Raw genomic sequence first — 19,650 nt, 5'->3', positions numbered from 1 at the left:
GTCACGCCCCCCGCCGCTTCAGGCCCGCGGCCCCGGCCTGCCCATCCAGGAAGCCGCGGACCACCTGGTAGAACTCCGGCACATCAAGCAGGAACGAGTCGTGCCCCTTGTCCGTGTTGATTTCCACGAAGCTGACATTGGCCGCCACGGCGTTCAGGGCGTGGACGATGGCCCGGCTCTCCGACGTGGGGAACAGCCAGTCGCTGCTGAAGCTGACCAGGCAGAAGCGAACCGGCGTGGCCTTGGGCACGCCGCCCGGCCCCGGCACGCGGAAGGCGTTGGCCAGCACGCCGCCATGCTCCGCCGCCAGGTCGAAATAATCCATGGCCCGGGTGATGTAGAGGTAGGAGTTGGCGTCGAACCGCTCCACGAAGGTGATGCCCTGGTGGCGCAAATAGCTTTCCACCTGGAAGTCGGCGTCGAAGCCGAAGGTCACCGCCTTGCGGTCCTGCAGGTTGCGGCCGAACTTGCGGTGCAGGGCGGTTTCCGACAGGTAGGTGACATGCGCCGCCATGCGGGCCACGGCCAGCCCGCGGGTGGGCTTGCTGCCGCGGGACAGGTAGTCGCCGCCGGCCCAGTCCGGGTCGGCCATGATGGCCTGCCGCCCCACCTCATGGAAGGCGATGTTCTGGGCGCTGTGCCGGGCCGCGGTGGCGATGGGCACGGCATTGGCCACCCGCTCCGGGTAGGACACGGCCCATTGCAGCACCTGCATGCCGCCCATGGACCCGCCGATCACGCAGAACAGCCGGTCGATGCCGAAGCTGTCCACCAGCAGGGCCTGGGCCCGCACCATGTCGGCGATGGTGATGACGGGGAAGGACAGGCCCCAGGGCTGGCCCGTGGCCGGGTTCGTCTCCTTCGGCCCCTCGCTGCCCAGGCAGCCGCCGATGACGTTGGAGCAGATGATGAAATAGCGGTCCGGGTCCAGCGGCCGGCCGGGACCCACCATCAGCTCCCACCAGCCGGGCTTGCCGGTGACGGGGTGCCGCTCCGCCACATACTGGTCGCCGGTCAGGGCATGGCAGACCAGCACGGCGTTCGACTTGTCCGCGTTCAGCGTGCCATAGGTGCGGTAGGCTAGGCGGAAGGGCCCCAGCTCCACCCCGCTGTCCAGCCGCATGGGCCGGTCCTGGCCCAGCACCATGCGCTGCCCGGCAGGGGCACGGCATTGGGGGCGGAGGGGAGGGGGCTGCTGGCGGTCATCGGCGAATTCGGGGGGTGTGTCTCAAGGCCGGCCCGGCGCGGGCCGTGGTGGTCCGGCCGCCCGTCGGCGGGGGAGACAAGGGGTAGCAGGGCTGCCGCGGGCGTCAATGTTTTCTTTGATTTTGGCCGGTGCCCCCCGTACACCTAGGGACCCTGCACGGACCACTTTTCCGGGCCCCCATGTCGCAAAAGACGACGCTGGACGACCTCCGCCGCGAGATCGATGAGATCGACCAGGCGTTGCACGACCTCCTGCTCCGCCGCACCGAGGTGGTGCTGCGCATCGCCGGCCACAAGCAGCCCGGCCAGCCCGCCCTGCGCCCCGCGCGGGAGGCGGCGATCATCCGCGCCCTGGTGGGCCGGCACCAGGGGGCCTTCCCGGTCCAGGCCCTGGTCCGCATCTGGCGGGAGATGATGGGCGCGCTGACCCAGGTGCAGGCGCCCCTGGCCGTCGCCGTCGTCGCGCCGGAGGACCAGCGCACGCCCCTGTGGGACTTGGCCCGCGACCATTACGGCAGCGCCACGCCCATGCTGGCCACCAACACCCCCGTGGCCGCCGTGCGGGCGGTGTCGGAGGGCAACGCCACGGTGGCGGTGGTGCCCTGGCCCAACGAGCAGGACGCGGACCCCTGGTGGCGCTTCCTGTTCAGCGAGGATGCCAAGACCCCCCGGATCATCGCCCGGCTGCCCTTCCTGCGCGGCGTGTCGCCGTCGGAGGGGGACGCGCTGGTGCTGGCCGCCGTGCCGCTGGAAGCCACGGGCGACGACCACACCCTGCTGGGCATCGAGCTGAACCAGGACATGAGCCGCGGCCGGCTGAAGGATTGCCTGGAGGCCGCCGGCCTGCCCGCGACCCAGATCCGCACGCACTTCATGCCGGGCAACACCGGGTCGGTGCACCTGGTGGAGGTGGAGGACCATATCCCCGCCGACGACGCGCGCCTGCACGCCCTGGCCCAGAAGCTGGGGGAGGCGCTGGTGCGCCTGCTGCCCGTGGGCGTCTATGCCACGCCCCTGACCCTGCGCCCCTGACCCTGCGCCCCTGACCCCACAGTGCCTTGAAGGACCACGCCATGGCCGGCCCGATCCCCAACCCCGGAATCCTGGACATCGCCCCCTATGTGGGCGGCGAGAGCCATGCCCCGGCCAGGCCAAGGTGATCAAGCTGGCCAGCAACGAGGGGGCGCTGGGCCCCAGCCCCAAGGCGGTGGCCGCCTACCAGGCCGTGGCCGACACCATCCACCGCTATCCCGACGGCAGCGGCAAGGCCCTGCGCCAGGCGCTGGCGAAGCGCTATGGCTATGACCCCGAGCGGATCGTGCTGGGCGCCGGTTCAGACGAGCTGTTGCAGATGCTGGCCAAGTGCTACGCCGGCCCGGGGACGGAGGTGCTGTACAGCCGCCACGGCTTCCTGATCTATCCCATCGCCGCCAAGTCCGTGGGCGCCACCCCCATCGCCGCGCCCGAGAAGGACCTGAAGGCGGACGTGGACGCCCTGCTGGCCCGGGTGAACGAGCGGACGCGCATCGTCTTCATCGCCAACCCCAACAACCCCACCGGCAGCTACCTGACCAGCCGGGAGCTGGCGAAGCTCCATGCCGGCCTGCCGGAACATGTGCTGCTGGTCATCGACGCGGCCTATGCCGAGTACATCAGGCTGAACGACTACAGCAACGGGGCGGAGTTCGTGGAGAGCTTCCCCAACGTCGTGATGACCCGGACCTTCTCCAAGATCCACGCCCTGGGCGGCATCCGGCTGGGCTGGGCCTATTGCTCCGCCAACGTGGCGGACGTGCTGAACCGCGTGCGCGGTCCCTTCAACGTCTCCTCCCCCGCGCTGGCGGCCGGGCTGGCGGCGTTGGAAGACGTGGAGTTCGCGGAGAAAAGCCTGCACCTGAACGAGGAGAACCGCGCCTGGTTCGCCCGCGCGGTGACGGAGCTGGGCCTGAAGGTCCACCCCAGCGTGGCCAACTTCGTGCTGGTGGATTTCAGCGTCCTGCTGGGCCAGAAGGCGGACGCGGAACTGGCCCGCCAGCACCTGAAGTCCCGCGGCATCCTGGTCCGCCAGATGGGCGCCTACGGCCTGGGCAACTGCCTGCGCGTCTCCATCGGCCTGCGGGAGGAGATGGAGCAGGTGGTGACGGCGCTGGGAGAGTGGGTGCACGGGTGAGGCCGCACCCACGGCTGCGACCATGGATGCCGAGATATTCTACAGGCTCGCGCGCGAGGAGGCGTTCGCTGCGGCATCCGAAGAGTTGCCGGACCTCTTCGCAGCCATCGGTTTGCCTGACCTCGCCCTTGCGCCCGTGCAACTGCAAGAGATGGATGCACGCGGCATCGCTGCCTGGGACCGACAATGGCATACGCCGGGGACGACCCTAAACTCATGCTTTGCATGGGATGATGAATTCAGGGACATCGGCGCATGGCCTGACCGGTTCTGCCTTGCCATCTGGTCTGGCGACCGGCTTTGTGGGCTCTCGTCCGGGCAGGTTCGACATGACCATCTCTGGATCAGGCTGATCGAGGGGAACCCCCAGCCGCGGCATCCGATGCGGGGAGCCATCCGGCATGTCGCCATCGCGGCAGCCCTTGCCTATACCCAAGTCCTTGGCTTGTCACAGGTCCGGCTTAGGCCCTTAAACCCGCGCTTGGGCCTCGTTTACCAGCAAATGGGGTTTTCCGTTGCCGAGCCGGCGGAGTCGCCCCCATATTACTGGCTGGAGGTTTGACATGGCAGCCGTCCCCTCAAGAAGCCCCAGGGACCCGCCTCGCCGGAAACCCAGGCGCGGGAGGCGTTCCGTCGCGCCCTGGAAGGTCGCCGGACTTTGGCTGACAGGGTTGTGCGGACAGGCGCGCCGTTGCCGGAGCTGGACGCGATGCCGGAGGTGGATGGCGATCCGGATGTGGCCGCTACCCGGCGGGTCCACCGGGGACCGGAATCCGATCCGACTTCCTGACGCCGAAGTTCCGCCAACGAAGCTGCGCGGGATTTGACCATTGCCCCGACCTGCCCGGCTACCCATACTGCCGCCCGCCTCGCAGACGGACCAGCGGCTATCATGACCTCCCCCCTCTTCCCCGCGTCACCATCATCGGGCTGGGCCTGATCGGGTCCTCGCTGGCCCGGTGTTTCCGGGTGGATGCCTCCCTGGCGGGGCACGTCACCGCGGGGGATCGGTCGCAGGCGGTCTGTGACCGGGTGTTGGAGCTGGGTATCGCCAGCGCGGCCACCACCGACTTGGGTGCTTCGGTGGAAGGGGCGGACCTGGTCATCATGGCCGTGCCCATCGGCGCCTATGCCGACGTGGCTGCCGCTATCGGGGCGCACCTGAAGGACGGGGCCATCGTCACCGACGTGGGCTCGGTCAAGCAGGCGGTGGTGCGGGACGTGGCGCCGCACCTGCCGGACGGGGTGCACTTCGTCCCCGGCCATCCCATCGCCGGTACAGAGCATTCCGGACCCGACGCCGGCTTCGCGGAGCTGTTCCGCGGGCGCTGGTGCATCCTGACCCCGCCTCCCGGCACCAACGGGGCGGCGGTGGAGCGGGTGGCGGAGCTGTGGCGCCGGGTGGGCTCCACGCTGGAGATCATGGAGCCCGGGCACCATGACCGGGTGCTGGCCATCACCAGCCACCTGCCGCACCTGATCGCCTACACCATCGTCGGCACGGCCACCGACCTGGAGGAGCACCTGCAATCGGAGGTGATCCGCTTCAGCGCGTCCGGCTTCCGCGACTTCACCCGCATCGCCGCGTCGGACCCGGTGATGTGGCGCGACATCTTCCTGAACAACCGGGAAGCGGTACTGGAGATCATCCAGCGCTTCACCGAGGACCTGACCGCCCTGCAACGGGCCATCCGCTGGGGGAGGGCGAGACCCTGGAAGCCCTGTTCACCCGCACCCGCACCATCCGCCGCAGCATCATCGACGCCAAGCAGGCTTGATGCCTGTCCCCTCAAGGGCCGGGCGCCCGCATCCGCGGGCTTGGCTTACGCGGGCACGAGCCCGCGGGCCGGCCGTCGCCGGCCTTATCGGATGAGCGCCGGCCCTACTTCCCGTTCCCCGGCTCCTTCGCCTCCTGCTCCACCTTGCGCTTCAGCTCCTCGGTGGGTTGGTCGGAGGGGCGGGCTTCCACGACCACGGGGGCGACGCCGTTCTCCTCGGTGATGCCCACCTTCTTGGCAGAGCCCTCGGACAGGTCGATGATGCGGCCGTCCACATAGGGGCCGCGGTCGTTGATGGTCACCTCGGTGGATTTGCCATTCTCCAGGTTCGTCACCTCCGCCTTGGTGCCCAGCGGCAGGTCCTTGGAGGCGGCGGTGGGGGCGTTCTTGTCGAACACCTCGCCCGACGCGGTCTTCTTGCCGTGGAAGCGGTCGCCATAGAAGGACGCCTCGCCCTTGTCCACGGCCACCGGCTCGTCCGGCGGCGGGGCGGGTTGGTTGGCGAGGGCGGCAGGGGCCAGCAACAGGAAGGCGGCGAGGGGGACGACGGCCTTGGCGGACATGGGATGCACCGGGGGTTGTCGCGGATGTGTCCCACAACAGCCCCCGGTCCCCTTGGTTGCCCGATCCTACTTCTTCGCGCTGAGTGCCTGATTTAGGCCCGGCACGTAGGACGCCCCTTCCTGCACCTCGAGGGTGGCGCCAGCGAAATCCTCCCCCACCGGCTGGTAGGCGCCGCCCAGGCAGTGGCTCAGGAACCCCTCCGCCACGGCATAGAAGCTGATCCGGTTGGCCGGCCGGGCGAAGCCGTGCCCCTCGTCCGGGTACAGCACATAGGTGACGGGATGCCCTTGGCCTTCATGGCCGTGACGATCTGGTCGGACTCCGCCTGCTTCACCCGCGGGTCGTTGGCGCCCTGGGCGATCAGCAGGGGCTTCTTGATGTTCTGGACATGGGTCAGGGGCGACCGCTCCGCCAGCAGCTTCCTGCCTTCCTCCGTCCGCGGGTCGCCCACCCGGCGGACCAACTGCTCGAAGAAGCTGGCCCAGTATTCCGGCACGCTGGCCAGCAGGGTCTGCAGGTTGGACGGGCCGACGATGCCCACGCCGCAGGCGAAGGTATCAGGCGTGTTGGTCATGCCCCAGAGCGTGGCGTAACCGCCGTAGGAGCCGCCATAGATGGCCACCTTATCTTTGGGCGCGACACCCTGCTTCACGGCCCAGTCCACCGCGTCCAGCAGGTCATCGTGCATGGCCCGGCCCCACTGCTTGTCGCCGGCGTTGGTGAAGCCCTTGCCGAAGCCGGTGGAACCGCGGAAGTTCACCGACATCACGGCATAGCCGCGGTTGGCCAGCCACTGGTGCTCCGGGTTGTAGCCATAGCCGTCCCGCGCCCAGGGGCCGCCATGGACGTTCAGGACCAGCGGCACCGGCTTCTCCGGCTTGCCGTCGCCGTCCTTGTCGCTGCCGGGCGGCAGGGTCAGGTAGCTGACCAGGGTCTTCCCGTCCCGGGCCTTGAGCTCCAGCGCCTGCATGGGCGCCAGGGTCTTGCCTTCCAGGGCCGGGCGGATGGTGAACAGCTTGGTCAGTTTCTTGCCCGGCCGGTCATACAGGTAGAAGGCGGCCGGCTCGCTCACCCGGTCCACCAGCAGGGTCCAGGTCTTGTCGTCGTCGGTGCGGCTGGTCACGGACCACTGGCCGCGGGCCTCCTTGTTCAGGAACGCGATGTCGGCCTTCAGCGCGTCGCCCAGCGGGACCCATTCATCCTTCAGGTAATCGACGTTGTAGGCCTCCGCCACGCCGGTCGTGGGGTTCTGCAGGATGCCGCCCACGTCGGCCTTGGCGCTTTCGCCCAGCAGGCTGGTCTTGCCGGTCTTCAGGTCCAGGGCCAGCAGGGCCGCAGTGTCCCGGTCCCGCGTGTCCACCATGTAGGCCACGTCGCCCCCGGACGGGATGCCCACCACGTTGGTGGCCAGGGCGTCGTCCGCCGGGATGTCCAGCAGCTTGGCGGTCTTGCCGTCCTCGCCGATGGTCTCCAGCACCATGCCGCCGTCGGGCTGGGGCTTCACGGCCAGGCGCAGCTTCAGGTCCATGTCGGCGACGAAGCCGGCGTAGCCGTCATTCTGGCGGACCAGCTCCAGCTTGCCGGTCTTCAGGTCCAGCCGGTGCACGTCGTGCCAGCGCGGGTCCCGGTTGTTCAGGCCCACCAGGATGGCGTCCTTCACCTTGGGGCTGGTGGCCACCACCTGGACGCGGGTCTTCTCGAACGGGGTGTAGGGGGTGGTGCCGCCCTTGGCGATGTCCACCCCGTACAGCAGGAAATCCTCGTTCCCGCCCTTGTCCTGGATGTACAGGATGCGGCCGCTGTCCGGGGACCAGAAGTACTGGCGGATGGGGCGGCTCTTCTCCTCCGTGATGGGCTTCGCCTCATCCATGTTGCCGGCGGGGGCGACCCAGACGTTCAGCACCCCGTCCCGCGGCGCCAGGAAGGCGATCAGCTTGCCGTCGGGGCTGAGCTGGGCCAGCGTCCGGCTGGGATTGCCGAAGATGTCCTTGCGGGGGATCAGCGCGTCGCTGGCGCCAGCCGGCTTCGCGGCGGTCTGGGCAAAGGCGCCCGCCAGCGGCATGGCGGCCAGCAGGGCCACGCTTGCTGCCATCATCCCGGTGTTCAGGATTCGCACGGTCTTCCTCCCCGAAGTGTCAGGTCTTGTGGAATGTAAGGGTTGCCGGGACGGGCGGTAGGTCCATTCCGGCGTCAAGGCTCAATCCCAGGCCACGGGCGGCACGTCCAGCACCTTCACCGGGCCGACGGACAGCTTGCGTTCCTGAAGGGTCACCGGCACCTGCACGGCGCGGCGACCATCCGCCTGTGGCTGGGTCAGCAGGCCCAGGCCCGCCTTCACGGCGGCGGCCTGGTTGGGCTTCATCTGGCCGCCGGCCACCAGCGCCTCCACCAGCACGTCCGTGCCGGACAGGAAGGCGCGGCCGGCGGCCACCGGCTGAAGGTCGGCGTCCAGGGCCAGGGTGGCGTCGCCCCGCAGATCGATCCCGGCCCAGTCCAGCCGCAGGGACTGCACCTCCACCGTCCCGCCCGCGTCGCTCCAGGCGCGCAGCGAGTCGGCCTTGGTGTCCGGCGGCAGGGGGCCCTTCCAGGCGGCGGTCAGGGCCAGCCGGTCCACGCGCTGGGGCAGGGGCTGCGGCACCGGGTTGGGCAGGGTGATGCCGGTGGCGGCCAGGGACAGGGTCAGGGCCACCTCCTGGTAATTGGCCGGCGGCGCGTCCGGCGCCACCCAGCTGCCCGCCAGGCTGTCCATGGGCAGGGGCCCGACGATCCCGGGCGTGGCCAGGACCGCCTTGGCCAGGTTCAGCGACACTTCCCGCGCCTGCCCGTCCAGGCCCAAGGTCACGCGGCCGTCGCCGCCCCCTGCCGTCAGGGTCGTTGGCCCGTCCGCCGCCGGGGCGGTCAGGGACAGGCCCTGCGGGAAGGCGGGGTGGATGACCAGCGGGTTCCAGGGCTCGGCGCTGGCCTGCAACAGGGGCACGGCCACGCTGGCCCCGTCCGGGCGGCTCAGGCCCACCGCCTTGGCGCTGGCATCCAGCGACAGGGGCCAGCCGCCCACCGTCAGGTCGGTGTAGCTCACGGTGTTGCCGAGGGCGCGCTGCTGCTCCGCCCAGGACTCGATCCCGCGGCGGAGCTGCCAGGAGGCGGAAACCCACCAAGCCGTATAGGCGAGGACCAGCAACAGGATGAAGGCGGCGATGACGCTGAGGGGGCGGAGGCGCATGGTCGATCCGGCAGGGGCGGGCGCGCCATTGGGCCACGGCCTTGCCACGGGTGGCAAGGGCGCTGAACCCTTCCGGGGACGCGGCGGCAGATGTTAGGTCTATGGTCCAACCGTGAGGCGACTTCATGGCCGACAGCCCGATTGCCCAGGATTCCCTGCCGCCCCATGCGGAGATCGGCCACCCGCCGGGGCAGCCGCTATGGGTGTTCGCCTTCGGCTCCCTGATGTGGAACCCGGGTTTTCCCTATGTCTCCCGCCATCCGGCTGTCGTGCGGGGCTGGCACCGGTCCTTCTGCATCTACAGCCACCGCCACCGCGGCACGCCTGAGGTGCCGGGCGCGGTCCTGGGCCTGGACCGGGGCGGGGCCTGCCGCGGCATCGCCTACCAGGTGGCCGGCGACAAGGCGGAGGCCACCCTGGCCTACCTGTGGGAGCGGGAGATGATGAACCGGGTCTACATCCCCCGCTTCGTCACCGCCGTGCTGCCTTCCGGCCTGGGCACGGTGCAGGCCCTGGCCTTCATCGCCGACCGCGGCCACCGGCAATATTGCGGCCGGCTGGGGACGGAGGGCACGGCCGCCCTGATCCGCCAGGGTGTGGGCATCTCCGGCCGGGGGGTGGATTACCTGCACAGCCTGCTGGATCACCTGGGGGAACTGGGCATCCGCGACCGCGGGCTGGAGGAACTGGCCCGGCATGTGGACGGCAAGCCGGCGACATAACCCTTCCGGGCAATCTCCTAACGCTTTCTTGCGGGATCGACCCTGCCGCCCTGTCCTGATGGCAGGGGCATGGCGGGGGAGGCGGTGGCATGGGCGCGGCGCGGGATGCGGTGAAGCGGCTGGCCTGGCGGGCCGGGCTGACCGGGGCGGTGGCGCGGCGGCGGCTGGGGGACAGCCTGACCGTGTTGATGTTCCACCGGGTGCTGGACCGGGCGGACCCGCGCTGGCCCGGCGCCACCCGGCAATACACCCTGGACCCCCAGGAATTCGCCCTGGCCCTTGACGTGGCGGGCGGGCTGTTCACCCCCGTCTCCCTGCGCGACGTGGTGGAGGCGCGGGCCGGTGGGCGCCCTCTGCCCCCGGCTGCCATGCTGGTCAGCTTCGACGATGGCTGGTCGGACAACCTGCACTACGCGGCACCGGAGCTGGCCCGGCGCGGCTGGCCCGCGGTGCTGTTCGCGGCGGCCGACTGGATCGGGTCCGCCCGGCCCTTCTGGCAGGAGGAATGGCATGAGGCGCTGGCAACCGGCCGCATCCGCCGCGCCGACCTGGCCGACCACCTGCCGGCGGAACTGGCGGACATCTCCGTTCAGGCCGCGCTGGCCCGGCTGGAGCCGGAGGCCCGCTCCGCCCTGTTCCGCGCCTTGGGCGGCGGGGGCCGTCCCGCCATCCCCGCCTTCCTGACCCCGGCGGAGCTGGCAAGGCTGGCCGCCGTGGGCTGGGCCGTGGGCGGGCACGGCTGCAGCCACGAGCCCCTGACCGCCGTCCCCGACGGGGCGGGGGAGATCGCGTCGGCCCGCCAATCCCTCACCGCCATGACCGGCGCGCCGGTGGACAGCCTGTCCTTCCCCCATGGCCGCTGGGATGCCGCCTTGGTCCAGGCGGCGCGGGCCAGCGGCCATGCCCTGTGCTTCACCAGCGACCGGCTGGCCAATGCCTGCCCCGGGGGCCGCCCGGCCAGCGACCTGCTGGGCCGGGTGGAGATCCATGCCGGCCTGCTGGCCGACCCGGACGGCACCTTGCGGCCCGAGCGCTTGGCGAACTTCCTGGCGACATTGCCGGTGGGGGTGCTGGAGGCAGGGGAGGCAGCGTTGGCGGCTTGAGGGTCACGCCAACCGGCCAAGTGCTTTGGACAGTAGCAATCCGCTCCAAATAATGCTGACCGCCTCCCCTGCGAAAGCAGGGGAAACAGAAACATTTGTCCGATTTGGATAGAATCACTCTCACGCCAGATACAGCAACTCCGAATACAGCGCGTCGAAAGCCTCCCGCGGCAGGTGGGCCGACTTGTAGACCTGCAAACCCGGCACCGGCACCGACAGGGCCGGGCGGAAGCCCGCCTGATGGGGCACCAGCGACAGGGCCGCGGCCCGCCCTTCCCGCAGGCAGGCCAGCTTCACCGCCTCGAAATGGCGGCGGAACAGGGCCTTGTCGCTGACATGCAGGACCGTCAGCACGGGATAGCGCTTCTGGTGGTAGTCGCGGCGGCAGACCAGGCCCAAGGACCGGCCGCCCAGTTCGAACAGGAACTCCCGCAGCACGTGGCCCCGGTGCTCCCGGAACAGGGCCGCCGTGCCGGGATCGGCCAGCGCCTCGAACCGCTCCACCCCGATGCGGCGGGCCAGGGCAGCAGGGTGTGCGGGTGGGTGCCGGGGAAGCTGTAGACCCGCTGTTCATCGATCCAGCCGAACCCCAGGCCGCGATAGATGTCGAAGGCCCGTTGGGTGCAGGTCAGGCCGGTATAGTTCAGGCCGGGGTCGGCCACCGCCTCCCGCACCAGGCGCTTGTGGGCGCCGTCCTTGCGGAAGTCGGGCAGGCAGCAATAGCCCCAGATGTTGGCGAACCGCTCCGCCCGGCCTTCCCAGCGCCGCGTCTTGTAGACCAGGCCGAAGAAGCCCACCGGCCGTCCCCCGGCCTCCATCATCCAGCCCAGGTCGGGCGGGTCCGGGTCAAAGCTGCCATGCAGCATCCGGTGCAGGAAGGCCCGGGACGCCGTGGGGAACAGGCCGGCCAGCAGGTCCAGCACCGCGCCCGCGTCCCGCGGCCCCGCCGGCCGATAGGTGATGCCTTCCGCCATGCCCGTCCCCCCCGATCGTTTGGGGCAGGGTAGGGCGGGCCGCCCCGGCTGGATATCCACCGGACGGGACGCGGGAGTCGTGCCCCGGTCGGCGCTTATCGAGGCGGGAGCCCGGTGCCGCCGCTGGAGATCGCCTCATCCGGGTCGCCCGGGCCGGGCGGCGGGTCGCGCAGGCCGTCTTCCGGGTCCGGCACCCCGCCGGGGGATTGCCGCTGGCCCTGGGGGAGGATTGCGCCCCCTCCTGCCCGCCGCCGGACTGGATCTGCCCGCCCTCGCCGCGGCCGCGCAGGGGTTGGCCGTCCTGGCCCTGGCCGGTGGTCTGCTTCCGCGCGTCATCATCCGCCTTGCGGGCGGGACCGTCGGTGATGTCGCCGCTGCCGGCGCCGTCGCGCTCGGCGGTGGCCCGGTCGCGGTCGCCCTCGCTACCCATCTCATCCTCCGTCATCGTAGGGCAGGAGCAACAGGCCGCCGCCCCGCCCCGTTCCGGCGGAACTGGCGCGGGCGCGCGGGGATGGGGTAGAAGGGCGGGCATGAGCGACCTTTCTTCCCTGGTGGATGCCCTGCCCAAGGCCCGCGTGCTGGTGGTGGGCGACGTCATGCTGGACCGCTTCACCTATGGCAAGGTGGAGCGCATCAGCCCCGAGGCCCCGATCCCCGTGCTGCGGGTGGAGCGGGAAGCCGCCATGCTGGGCGGTGCCGGCAACGTGGCGAACAACTTGGCCGCCCTGGGCGCCCGGGCCACCCTGCTGTCCGTGGTGGGGGAGGATGCGGCGGGGGCCGAGCTGTCCCGCCTGCTCACGGCCACCCTGGGCCAGGCCGACGGGCTGGTGGTCGAGGCCGGGCGCCAGACCACCACCAAGGTCCGCTTCATCGCCGGGTCGCAACAGCTGCTCCGCGCCGACCAGGAAACCGTGGCCTCCATCGCCGACGGCAGCGCGGGCAAGCTCATCCAGAAGGCGGACGCGCTGCTGCGGGACGCGGCGGTGCTGGTGCTGTCCGACTATGGCAAGGGCGTGCTGACGGATGAGCTGACCTCCATGCTCATCGCGCTCGCCCGGCGGCATGGCAAGCCGGTCCTGGTGGACCCCAAGGGCAGCGACTATGGCCGCTACCGCGGGGCCACCGCCGTCACCCCCAACCGCAAGGAACTGGCCCAGGCCACCGGCCTGTCCGTCACCGGCGACTCCGCCGTGGCCGCCGCCTGCCGGCTGGTCATGGACCGGGCCGGCATCGGCGCCGTGGTGGCCACCCGCAGCGAGGAAGGCATGTCCGTGGTCACCGCCGACGGCGCCACCCACCTGCGGGCGGAGGCGCGGGAGGTGTTCGACGTGTCCGGCGCTGGCGACACGGTCATGGCCACCCTGGCCGCGGCCCTGGCCGTGGGCGCCGACCTGCCGGCCGCCGCGCGGCTGGCCAACGCCGCGGCCGGCATCGTGGTGGGCAAGGTGGGCACCGCCGTCGTCCGGCCGGAGGAACTGCGCGGGGCCCTGCGCCGCAGCGGCTGGGCCGCCGACGACGCCAAGGTGGCGAGCCTGGAGGGCGCGGTGGAGCGGGTGGAGCGCTGGCGGCGGCTGGGCTGCCGGGTGGGCTTCACCAACGGCTGCTTCGACCTGCTGCACCCCGGGCACGTCTCCCTGCTGACCCAGGCGCGGGCGGCCTGCGACAAGCTTGTGGTGGGGCTGAACAGCGACGCCTCCGTCAAGCGGCTGAAGGGGGAGAGCCGGCCCGTGCAGTCGGAACTGGCCCGGGCCACGGTGCTGGCGTCGCTGGCCAGCGTGGATTTGGTGGTGGTCTTCGGGGAGGACACGCCCCTGGAGCTGATCCAGGCCCTGAGGCCCGACGTGCTGGTGAAGGGCGCCGACTACACCGTGGACACGGTGGTGGGCGCCCCCTTCGTCCAATCCTATGGCGGCCAGGTGGTGCTGGCCGAGCTGGTGGATGGGCAGAGCACGACGCGGACCATCGCCCGGATGAAGGGATGAAGGGTGGGGCTCGTATCGCGATCACGACCACGGTTCCCCGTTTCTCCTGAAAACCCCAAGTCGTCATCCCGGCGGAAGCCGGGACCCAGGATCACCTGCCCGACACCTCCGCCTGCTCCCGCCTGAACCATACCGTAAGCGCTTGGGACTCCTGGGTCCCGGCTTTCGCCGGGATGACGGCTATGGATAGGCGTATCGGGCAAGTGGTGGGGAAATCAGCGCCGGACCGGCCGGCTGCCTCTGAAAACCCTTTTCTGTCCTGCCTGGGGTTCCGTTGCCGCAGGGCGCGCTCCATTGTGCTCCCGGCTGTTGCTTGCTATACGGGGACGACCGGACCCGCGTGGCTAGGCTGCGCGGGTCCTTGTCCCTTTTGCCGACCACTTTTCCTGGACATCCCCATGACCCGACGCCGGCGGATCTACGAAGGCAAGGCCAAGATCCTGTATGAGGGTCCCGAGCCCGGCACCCTGGTCCAGTATTTCAAGGACGACGCCACGGCGTTCAATGCCCAGAAGAAGGGCACGATCACCGGCAAGGGCGTGCTGAACAACCGGATCAGCGAGTACCTGATGCAGAAGCTGGGGAGATCGGCATCCCCACCCACTTCGTGCGCCGCCTGAACATGCGGGAGCAGCTGGTCCGCGAGGTGGAGATCATCCCCATCGAGGTGGTGGTCCGCAACGTCGCCGCCGGCTCCCTCACCAAGCGCTTCGGCATCCCCGAGGGCACGCCGCTGCCCCGCTCCATCGTCGAGTACTATTACAAGAACGACGAGCTGGGCGACCCCATGGTGTCGGAGGAGCACATCACCGCCTTCGGCTGGGCCGCCCCCCAGGACCTGGACGACATGCTGTCCCTGGCCCTGCGGATCAACGACTACCTGTCGGGCCTCTTCCTCGGCATCGGGCTCAAGCTGGTGGACTTCAAGGTGGAGTTCGGCCGGCTGTGGGAGAACGAGGAGATGCGCATCGTCCTGGCCGACGAGATCAGCCCGGACAATTGCCGCCTCTGGGACAGCAAGACCAACGAGAAGCTGGACAAGGACCGCTTCCGCCAGGACCTGGGCAACGTGGCCGAGGCCTACCAGGAAGTGGCCCGCCGGCTGGGCATCCTGCCGGAGGCCGGCCCCGGCGACCATACCCCGCCCAAGCTGGTGCAGTGACCCTCAGCCCATAGGGATAGGATGATGAAGGCCAAGGTGACCGTCACCCTGAAGAACGGCGTGCTCGACCCCCAGGGCAAGGCCATCGGCCATGCCCTGCACACCCTGGGTTTCCAGGGGGTGGGCGAGGTCCGGCAGGGCAAGCTGATCGAGCTGGAGGTCGCGGAGACCGACCCCGCCAAGGCCAAGGCCGCGGTGGAGGAGATGTGCCGCAAGCTGCTGGCCAACACCGTCATCGAGAACTACGCCATCGAGCTGGTGGGCTGAGGCCGGCCATGGCCCGCGCTGCCCTGCCCGCCCTCGCCCTGGCCTTCCTGCTGGCAAGCCCGGCCGCCCGGGCCGGGACGGAGGAGGTGCTGCGCTGCCTGGACCTGGCCGATCCCGCCGCCCGGCTGGCCTGCTATGACCGGGCGGTCCCGGCCCTGCGCACGGCACCCGCTTCCCCGGCCGCGGCACCTATCCAGCCCACGGGCCCGACCTTGTCGCCGGAGCAGCAGTTCGGCCTGCCCGCGGCCGAGCTGCGCAAGCAGCAGCCCGGCGGCTCCGTGGAGGCGATCACCGCCAAGGTGGTCTCCCTGCGGGAGCAGGCCCCCGGGCGCTACGTTGCCAGCCTGGACAACGGCCAGGTCTGGATGATCAAGGAGACGGGCCGCATCCGCCTGTCCGCCGGGGAAACGGTGGAGGTCCGGCGCGGCACCGTGAGCGGCTTCGTGATCGTGCCCGAGAAGGTGCCCACCCTGCTGCGGGCGGAACGGCTGAAATAGACCCGGCCCGAACGTCCCTTTGATGCCCTGGAAGCCCCGGCCCCCGTGCCGGGGCTTTTCGTTTTTGGCCCGGCCCTGCGACATTCTGTAATTACCAAGGCAATAGCTTCGCCCGATAGACCGCCTGATTTAGGCCGAAATGGGCCGTGGCGCAAGTGAGGCGGCTTATGTATGTATATCCAAGCAAAGAGGCTAGGTTAGTATAAATCCGCCTATACTTGATATTGACTTCAAAAGAATGACTTTTAAGCAACAGTGCCAAAAGAGAGATTGCTCGACTGTGCATTTTTTGTTGCAGAAGCGATGATTTCGGCCTGATTTCCCGCCCCGTGGGGACGGCGCTTGTCTTGCGGCCCCGGTCGCCCCGGCCCCCCACCGGATCAGAGGTCTTCCGACCGAAGGGATTGGGAACATTATGCACACTCCGCGTACCATCGCGGGCTCGCGCGCCTGGCTGCTGGCCGGCGCCGCCCTTGTCAGCCTTGCCCTGCCTGCCGCTGCCCAGACCCAGGATACGGCCCTGGAGGAGATCGTGGTCACCGGGTCGCGCATCGCGCGCACCAACCTGACCGCGCCGACCCCCGTGACCGTGGTGAGCGAGGAGGCCCTGCAGGCCCGCGGCACCACCAACGCTGCCGAATTCCTGAACCAGATCCCGTCGGTGGGCGTGCCGGCGGTGTCCAACACCAACTCCAACTTCACCACCACCGCCGCCGGCCTGAACCTGATCAACCTGCGCAACCTGGGCACCGAGCGGACCCTGGTGCTGGTGAACGGCCGCCGCCACGTGGGCGGCACCGGCGGCAGCAACGCGGTGGACATCAACTCCATCCCGACCGAGCTGCTGGAGCGGGTCGAGGTGGTGACCGGCGGCGCGTCGGCCGTGTACGGCTCAGAGGCGGTGGCCGGCGTGGTGAACTTCATCCTGAAGGATGATTTCGAGGGTGCGGCTGCCGGCGCGCAGTACGGCATCACCGATGAGGGCGACGGCGAGAACACCCACGCCTATGCCACCATCGGCGCCAACATGGCCGACGGCAAGGGCAACGTCGCCCTGAACGTGGTGTACGACAAGACCAAGGCCATCTACTCGCGCGACCGCGAGTTCTCGTCCGTCGACCTCAGCCGCAACGCCGTCAATGGCCGCATCTCCCGCCCGGCCTACAGCTTCTTCGGGCCCGGCGGCCTGTACTACTACAACCTGCCGGATGACAGCGGCGACACCACCGACCTGCTGAACCCGGACGGCACCCCGTTCGTGCGCAACGCCAACGGCTACAACCGCAACCAGGACCGCCTGATCCAGGTCCCAACCGAGCGTTACCTGCTGTCCTCCCTGGCCCGCTATGACCTGACGGACAATGTCCGCTGGTTCTTCGAGGGCACCTATGCCCGGACCGAGGCGAACAGCCAGTCCGAGGCCATCGCCTTCGGCGACAACCAGCAGGTGGGCATCGGGCCGGACGCGCCGTTCCTGTCCATCCCGGTCACCAACCCGTTCATCCCGGCGGCCTTGCTGGCCGGCCGGCCGGCCGGCGTCGACCAGTTGCAGTTCGAGCGCCGCTTCAACGAGCTGGGCCTGCGCGAGTCCGACGTGACCCGCCAGACCTTCCGCTTCGCCACGGGCTTCGAGGGCGACCTGATCCCGGACACGAGCTGGAAGTACAATGTCTACTACGCCTACGGCAAGGTGACGGAGGCGCAGACCAGCACGGGCGTGTTCAACAGCCAGCGCATGGCCCAGGCCCTGGACGCCATCCCGGGCCCGAACGGCACCGTGGTCTGCCGTGACCCCGGCGCCCGCGCCCTGGGCTGCGTGCCGATCAACCTGTTCGGCGCCGGCGCCGCCACCGGGGCGGGGCTGGACTATGTCCGCGCCAGCTCCACCTACGATGCCGACGTGAAGCAGCAGGTGGGCAGCCTGACCATAACCGGCGACGTGATCGACCTGCCGGCCGGCGCCCTGGGCGTGGCCTTCGGCGGCGAGTGGCGGAAGGAGACCAGCTCCACCGAGTTCGACCCGCTGACCCTGTCGGGCCTGTCCTCGGGCAACCAGGCGGCCAACACCACCGGCAGCTACGACGTCTGGGAAGGCTTCGCCGAGGTGAACGTGCCGCTGCTCGCGGACATGCCCTTCGTGGACTACCTGGGCATCGACGGCGCGGTCCGCTATTCCGACTACAGCACCGTCGGCAAGCTGTGGAGCTACAAGGGCGGCGCCGAGTATGCCCCGGTGGAGGATGTCCGCATCCGGGCCACCTATGCCCGCGCCGTGCGCGCGCCGAACATCTCCGAGCTGTTCGACGCCCCGCAGCAGACCTTCTCCAGCGTCAACGACCCCTGCGCCGACGGGGCCCGCGACGAGAACGCGACCCGTGCGGCCAACTGCGCCGCGACGCCGGGCATCCGCGAGGCCATCGCCCGCGGCGGCTTCCAGCCGGCGGACAAGGACCTGCTGTCCATCCCGGGCTTCAACAGCGGCAACCCGGACCTGGACGCGGAGAAGGCGGACACCTGGACCGTGGGTGCGGTGTTCACCCCCACCTTCGCCCCGGGCCTGTCGGTCACGGTCGACTACTGGGACATCAAGATCAAGGACGCCATCCAGGGCATCGCCCGCCAGACGGCCGTCAACCAGTGCGTGGACCAGACCCCGTACCCCGGCAACGTCTTCTGCAGCCAGGTGCAGCGTGACCCGGTCACCGGCCTGATCACCGGGCTGGACCTGACCCAGCAGAACGTGGCGACGCAGAAGGCCCGCGGCGTGGACGTGCAGCTCGACTACACCGTCGACCTGGCCGACTACACCGAGGCGCTGGGCGACAGCCGGGTGAACTTCAACTTCATCGGCACCTACCTGGACAAGAACGCCTCCACCGCCTTCAAGGGCGCCGAGGCGATCGACTTCGCCGGTGAGGTCGGGTACTCCCGCTATCGCTTCAACCTGCGCACCACCTACGAGCAGGGCCCGTTCGCCTTCAACTGGACGGTCCGCTACTTCAGCGGCGCGAACATCGACAACACGTCGGAGTTCGAGGACAACCGCCTGCCGCAGCTGGCCTATCACGACGTGCAGGCCCGCTACACCGTGGCGGACAAGTACCAGCTGTACTTCGGCGTCAACAACCTGCTGGACCGCAACCCGCCCGTCATCGGCACCCCGTTCCCGGCCAACATCACCGGCACGGAAACCGCCGCCGACGTGTACGACCCGATCGGCCGGTTCTTCTACGCCGGCGTCCGGGCCACGTTCTGATCCCTTGGCCCTTGGTCGTCCGCGACCAAGGGCCCCCTCAGGCGCCGGCGTGCCGGGGGCAAGCCCTCGGCAAGCCGGGCCCTGTTCAACCCTTGTCGTTCCCTTGGGGCCGCCGTCGCAGGACGGCGGCCCACTTTTTTGGTCAGGGAAGCCGGGCCGAGACCGCCCGGATCAGGGCCCGCATCTCAGGGGGCGGTTCCTGCTCAACCCGCCAATAGGCGGTGCAGTCAGGCTTGCGGGCCATCAGCTTGTGCTCCACCAGCGCCCGGCGCAGCAGGGCCGGGTCGCCGAAGCCGTGGAAGCCGTTCAGCACCTGGTTCACCTGCCGCTCGGTGAAGGTCTCCCGCGCCGGAACCCGGGACCAGAGCACCCACAGGCAGGGTTCCTGGTCGCTGAACTTGGATGGCCAGCGCAGGAACTGGCCATCCGGCCCGAAGTACCGCAAGCGCCGCTGCACCTTGGCATAATCCACCTCCGGCGCCGCCACCGGCAGGGCCTCCAGCGCGTCGACGGCGACGGCCTGGGACCGGAAGTGCTGGAAGTTGCGGTAGCCGGCCGCGCGGGCCAGCATGTTCAGCAGCTCCACATGGCCGGGGGGCCGCGGCTCCTCCGCCCATTGGGCCTTCAGGGAGCGGGCGATGGCGGCGATGTCGGCCACTTGGTAAGGGAAAACAGTCCTGGACATGGCTCATCCCTCTCGGTGCCTATCCAGACGGATCATCGGTGGTCGCCGGCTTCCGACACGGCAC

16 protein-coding genes and 3 pseudogenes are annotated in these 19,650 nt (G+C 69.8%); 11 read left to right on the top strand and 8 right to left on the bottom strand.

The window, feature by feature from the left end; genetic code table 11:
- Position 1: 1 nt before the first annotated feature.
- The gene (metX, locus tag HHL28_RS14030; RefSeq protein ID WP_169655313.1) at positions 2-1,147 is read right to left on the bottom strand and encodes a homoserine O-acetyltransferase MetX; all 1,146 of its coding nucleotides are present in this window, start codon (positions 1,145-1,147) and stop codon (positions 2-4) included.
- A 239-nt stretch (positions 1,148-1,386) separates the two neighbouring features.
- Here metX and HHL28_RS14025 point away from each other — a divergent pair, with 239 nt between their 5' ends.
- From HHL28_RS14025 to HHL28_RS14010, 4 genes and pseudogenes are all read left to right on the top strand, one after another.
- The gene (locus HHL28_RS14025) at positions 1,387-2,238 is read left to right on the top strand and encodes a chorismate mutase (protein WP_075769867.1); all 852 of its coding nucleotides are present in this window, start codon (positions 1,387-1,389) and stop codon (positions 2,236-2,238) included.
- A 41-nt stretch (positions 2,239-2,279) separates the two neighbouring features.
- Positions 2,280-3,376, top strand: a pseudogene (gene hisC, locus HHL28_RS14020) (histidinol-phosphate transaminase).
- A 22-nt stretch (positions 3,377-3,398) separates the two neighbouring features.
- Complete coding sequence (locus tag HHL28_RS14015; protein WP_075769865.1) at positions 3,399-3,938, top strand: hypothetical protein; 540 nt, start codon at positions 3,399-3,401, stop codon at positions 3,936-3,938.
- A 359-nt stretch (positions 3,939-4,297) separates the two neighbouring features.
- A pseudogene (locus HHL28_RS14010) lies at positions 4,298-5,154 on the top strand (prephenate/arogenate dehydrogenase family protein).
- A gap of 104 nt (positions 5,155-5,258) precedes the next feature.
- Here HHL28_RS14010 and HHL28_RS14005 read toward each other — a convergent pair.
- From HHL28_RS14005 to HHL28_RS13995, 4 genes are all read right to left on the bottom strand, one after another.
- Positions 5,259-5,717, bottom strand: a complete 459-nt coding sequence (locus HHL28_RS14005) for a septal ring lytic transglycosylase RlpA family protein (RefSeq protein ID WP_075769864.1) — start codon at positions 5,715-5,717, stop codon at positions 5,259-5,261.
- A 66-nt stretch (positions 5,718-5,783) separates the two neighbouring features.
- Positions 5,784-5,924 (bottom strand): hypothetical protein, encoded by a 141-nt coding sequence (locus HHL28_RS18790; protein ID WP_404325804.1) that lies wholly within the window; start codon positions 5,922-5,924, stop codon positions 5,784-5,786.
- Positions 5,906-7,834 (bottom strand): S9 family peptidase, encoded by a 1,929-nt coding sequence (locus HHL28_RS14000; protein WP_404325802.1) that lies wholly within the window; start codon positions 7,832-7,834, stop codon positions 5,906-5,908. The genes HHL28_RS18790 and HHL28_RS14000 overlap by 19 nt, the downstream gene beginning before the upstream one ends.
- An 81-nt stretch (positions 7,835-7,915) precedes the next feature.
- Positions 7,916-8,938 (bottom strand): DUF2125 domain-containing protein, encoded by a 1,023-nt coding sequence (locus tag HHL28_RS13995; RefSeq protein WP_075769862.1) that lies wholly within the window; start codon positions 8,936-8,938, stop codon positions 7,916-7,918.
- A gap of 125 nt (positions 8,939-9,063) precedes the next feature.
- Here HHL28_RS13995 and HHL28_RS13990 point away from each other — a divergent pair, with 125 nt between their 5' ends.
- Both HHL28_RS13990 and HHL28_RS13985 read left to right on the top strand, forming a co-directional pair.
- Positions 9,064-9,660, top strand: a complete 597-nt coding sequence (locus HHL28_RS13990; RefSeq protein WP_075769861.1) for a gamma-glutamylcyclotransferase — start codon at positions 9,064-9,066, stop codon at positions 9,658-9,660.
- An 89-nt stretch (positions 9,661-9,749) separates the two neighbouring features.
- Positions 9,750-10,763 carry a polysaccharide deacetylase family protein gene (locus HHL28_RS13985; protein ID WP_075769860.1) on the top strand — a complete coding sequence of 338 codons (1,014 nt, stop codon included), beginning with the start codon at positions 9,750-9,752 and terminating at the stop codon, positions 10,761-10,763.
- A 120-nt stretch (positions 10,764-10,883) separates the two neighbouring features.
- Here the strand turns inward: HHL28_RS13985 and HHL28_RS13980 are convergent, their stop codons facing one another.
- Positions 10,884-11,117, bottom strand: a complete 234-nt coding sequence (locus tag HHL28_RS13980; RefSeq protein ID WP_169655311.1) for a hypothetical protein — start codon at positions 11,115-11,117, stop codon at positions 10,884-10,886.
- A complete protein-coding gene (locus HHL28_RS13975) occupies positions 11,111-11,737 on the bottom strand; it encodes a GNAT family N-acetyltransferase (RefSeq protein WP_169655303.1) in 627 nt (208 codons plus the stop codon). Before HHL28_RS13975 ends, HHL28_RS13980 begins: the two co-directional genes overlap by 7 nt.
- Before the next feature lie 530 nt (positions 11,738-12,267).
- On the opposite strand from HHL28_RS13975, the gene rfaE1 reads away from it, so the two are divergent.
- The 5 genes and pseudogenes from rfaE1 (at position 12,268) to HHL28_RS13950 (ending at position 18,901) form a co-directional block, all read left to right on the top strand.
- Positions 12,268-13,719: a D-glycero-beta-D-manno-heptose-7-phosphate kinase gene (rfaE1, locus tag HHL28_RS13970; protein ID WP_075769857.1), complete on the top strand. Its 1,452-nt coding sequence runs from the start codon at positions 12,268-12,270 to the stop codon at positions 13,717-13,719.
- Between the two features lie 398 nt (positions 13,720-14,117).
- Positions 14,118-14,881, top strand: a pseudogene (gene purC / locus HHL28_RS13965) (phosphoribosylaminoimidazolesuccinocarboxamide synthase).
- A gap of 24 nt (positions 14,882-14,905) precedes the next feature.
- Positions 14,906-15,148, top strand: a complete 243-nt coding sequence (gene purS, locus HHL28_RS13960) for a phosphoribosylformylglycinamidine synthase subunit PurS (RefSeq protein ID WP_075769855.1) — start codon at positions 14,906-14,908, stop codon at positions 15,146-15,148.
- A gap of 8 nt (positions 15,149-15,156) precedes the next feature.
- Positions 15,157-15,645 (top strand): hypothetical protein, encoded by a 489-nt coding sequence (locus tag HHL28_RS13955; RefSeq protein ID WP_075769854.1) that lies wholly within the window; start codon positions 15,157-15,159, stop codon positions 15,643-15,645.
- Positions 15,646-16,060: 415 nt separating this feature from the next.
- Positions 16,061-18,901, top strand: a complete 2,841-nt coding sequence (locus HHL28_RS13950) for a TonB-dependent receptor (RefSeq protein WP_075769853.1) — start codon at positions 16,061-16,063, stop codon at positions 18,899-18,901.
- Positions 18,902-19,043: 142 nt separating this feature from the next.
- Here HHL28_RS13950 and HHL28_RS13945 read toward each other — a convergent pair whose 3' ends face one another.
- Positions 19,044-19,586: a DUF2087 domain-containing protein gene (locus HHL28_RS13945; protein WP_075769852.1), complete on the bottom strand. Its 543-nt coding sequence runs from the start codon at positions 19,584-19,586 to the stop codon at positions 19,044-19,046.
- Positions 19,587-19,650 lie beyond the last annotated feature (64 nt).

Source organism: Aerophototrophica crusticola (genome assembly GCF_012913305.1).
GTDB lineage: Bacteria > Pseudomonadota > Alphaproteobacteria > Azospirillales > Azospirillaceae > Niveispirillum > Niveispirillum crusticola.
The sequence above is the reverse complement of the archived record's forward strand: the minus strand, read 5'-3'. Positions and strand labels throughout refer to the sequence as shown.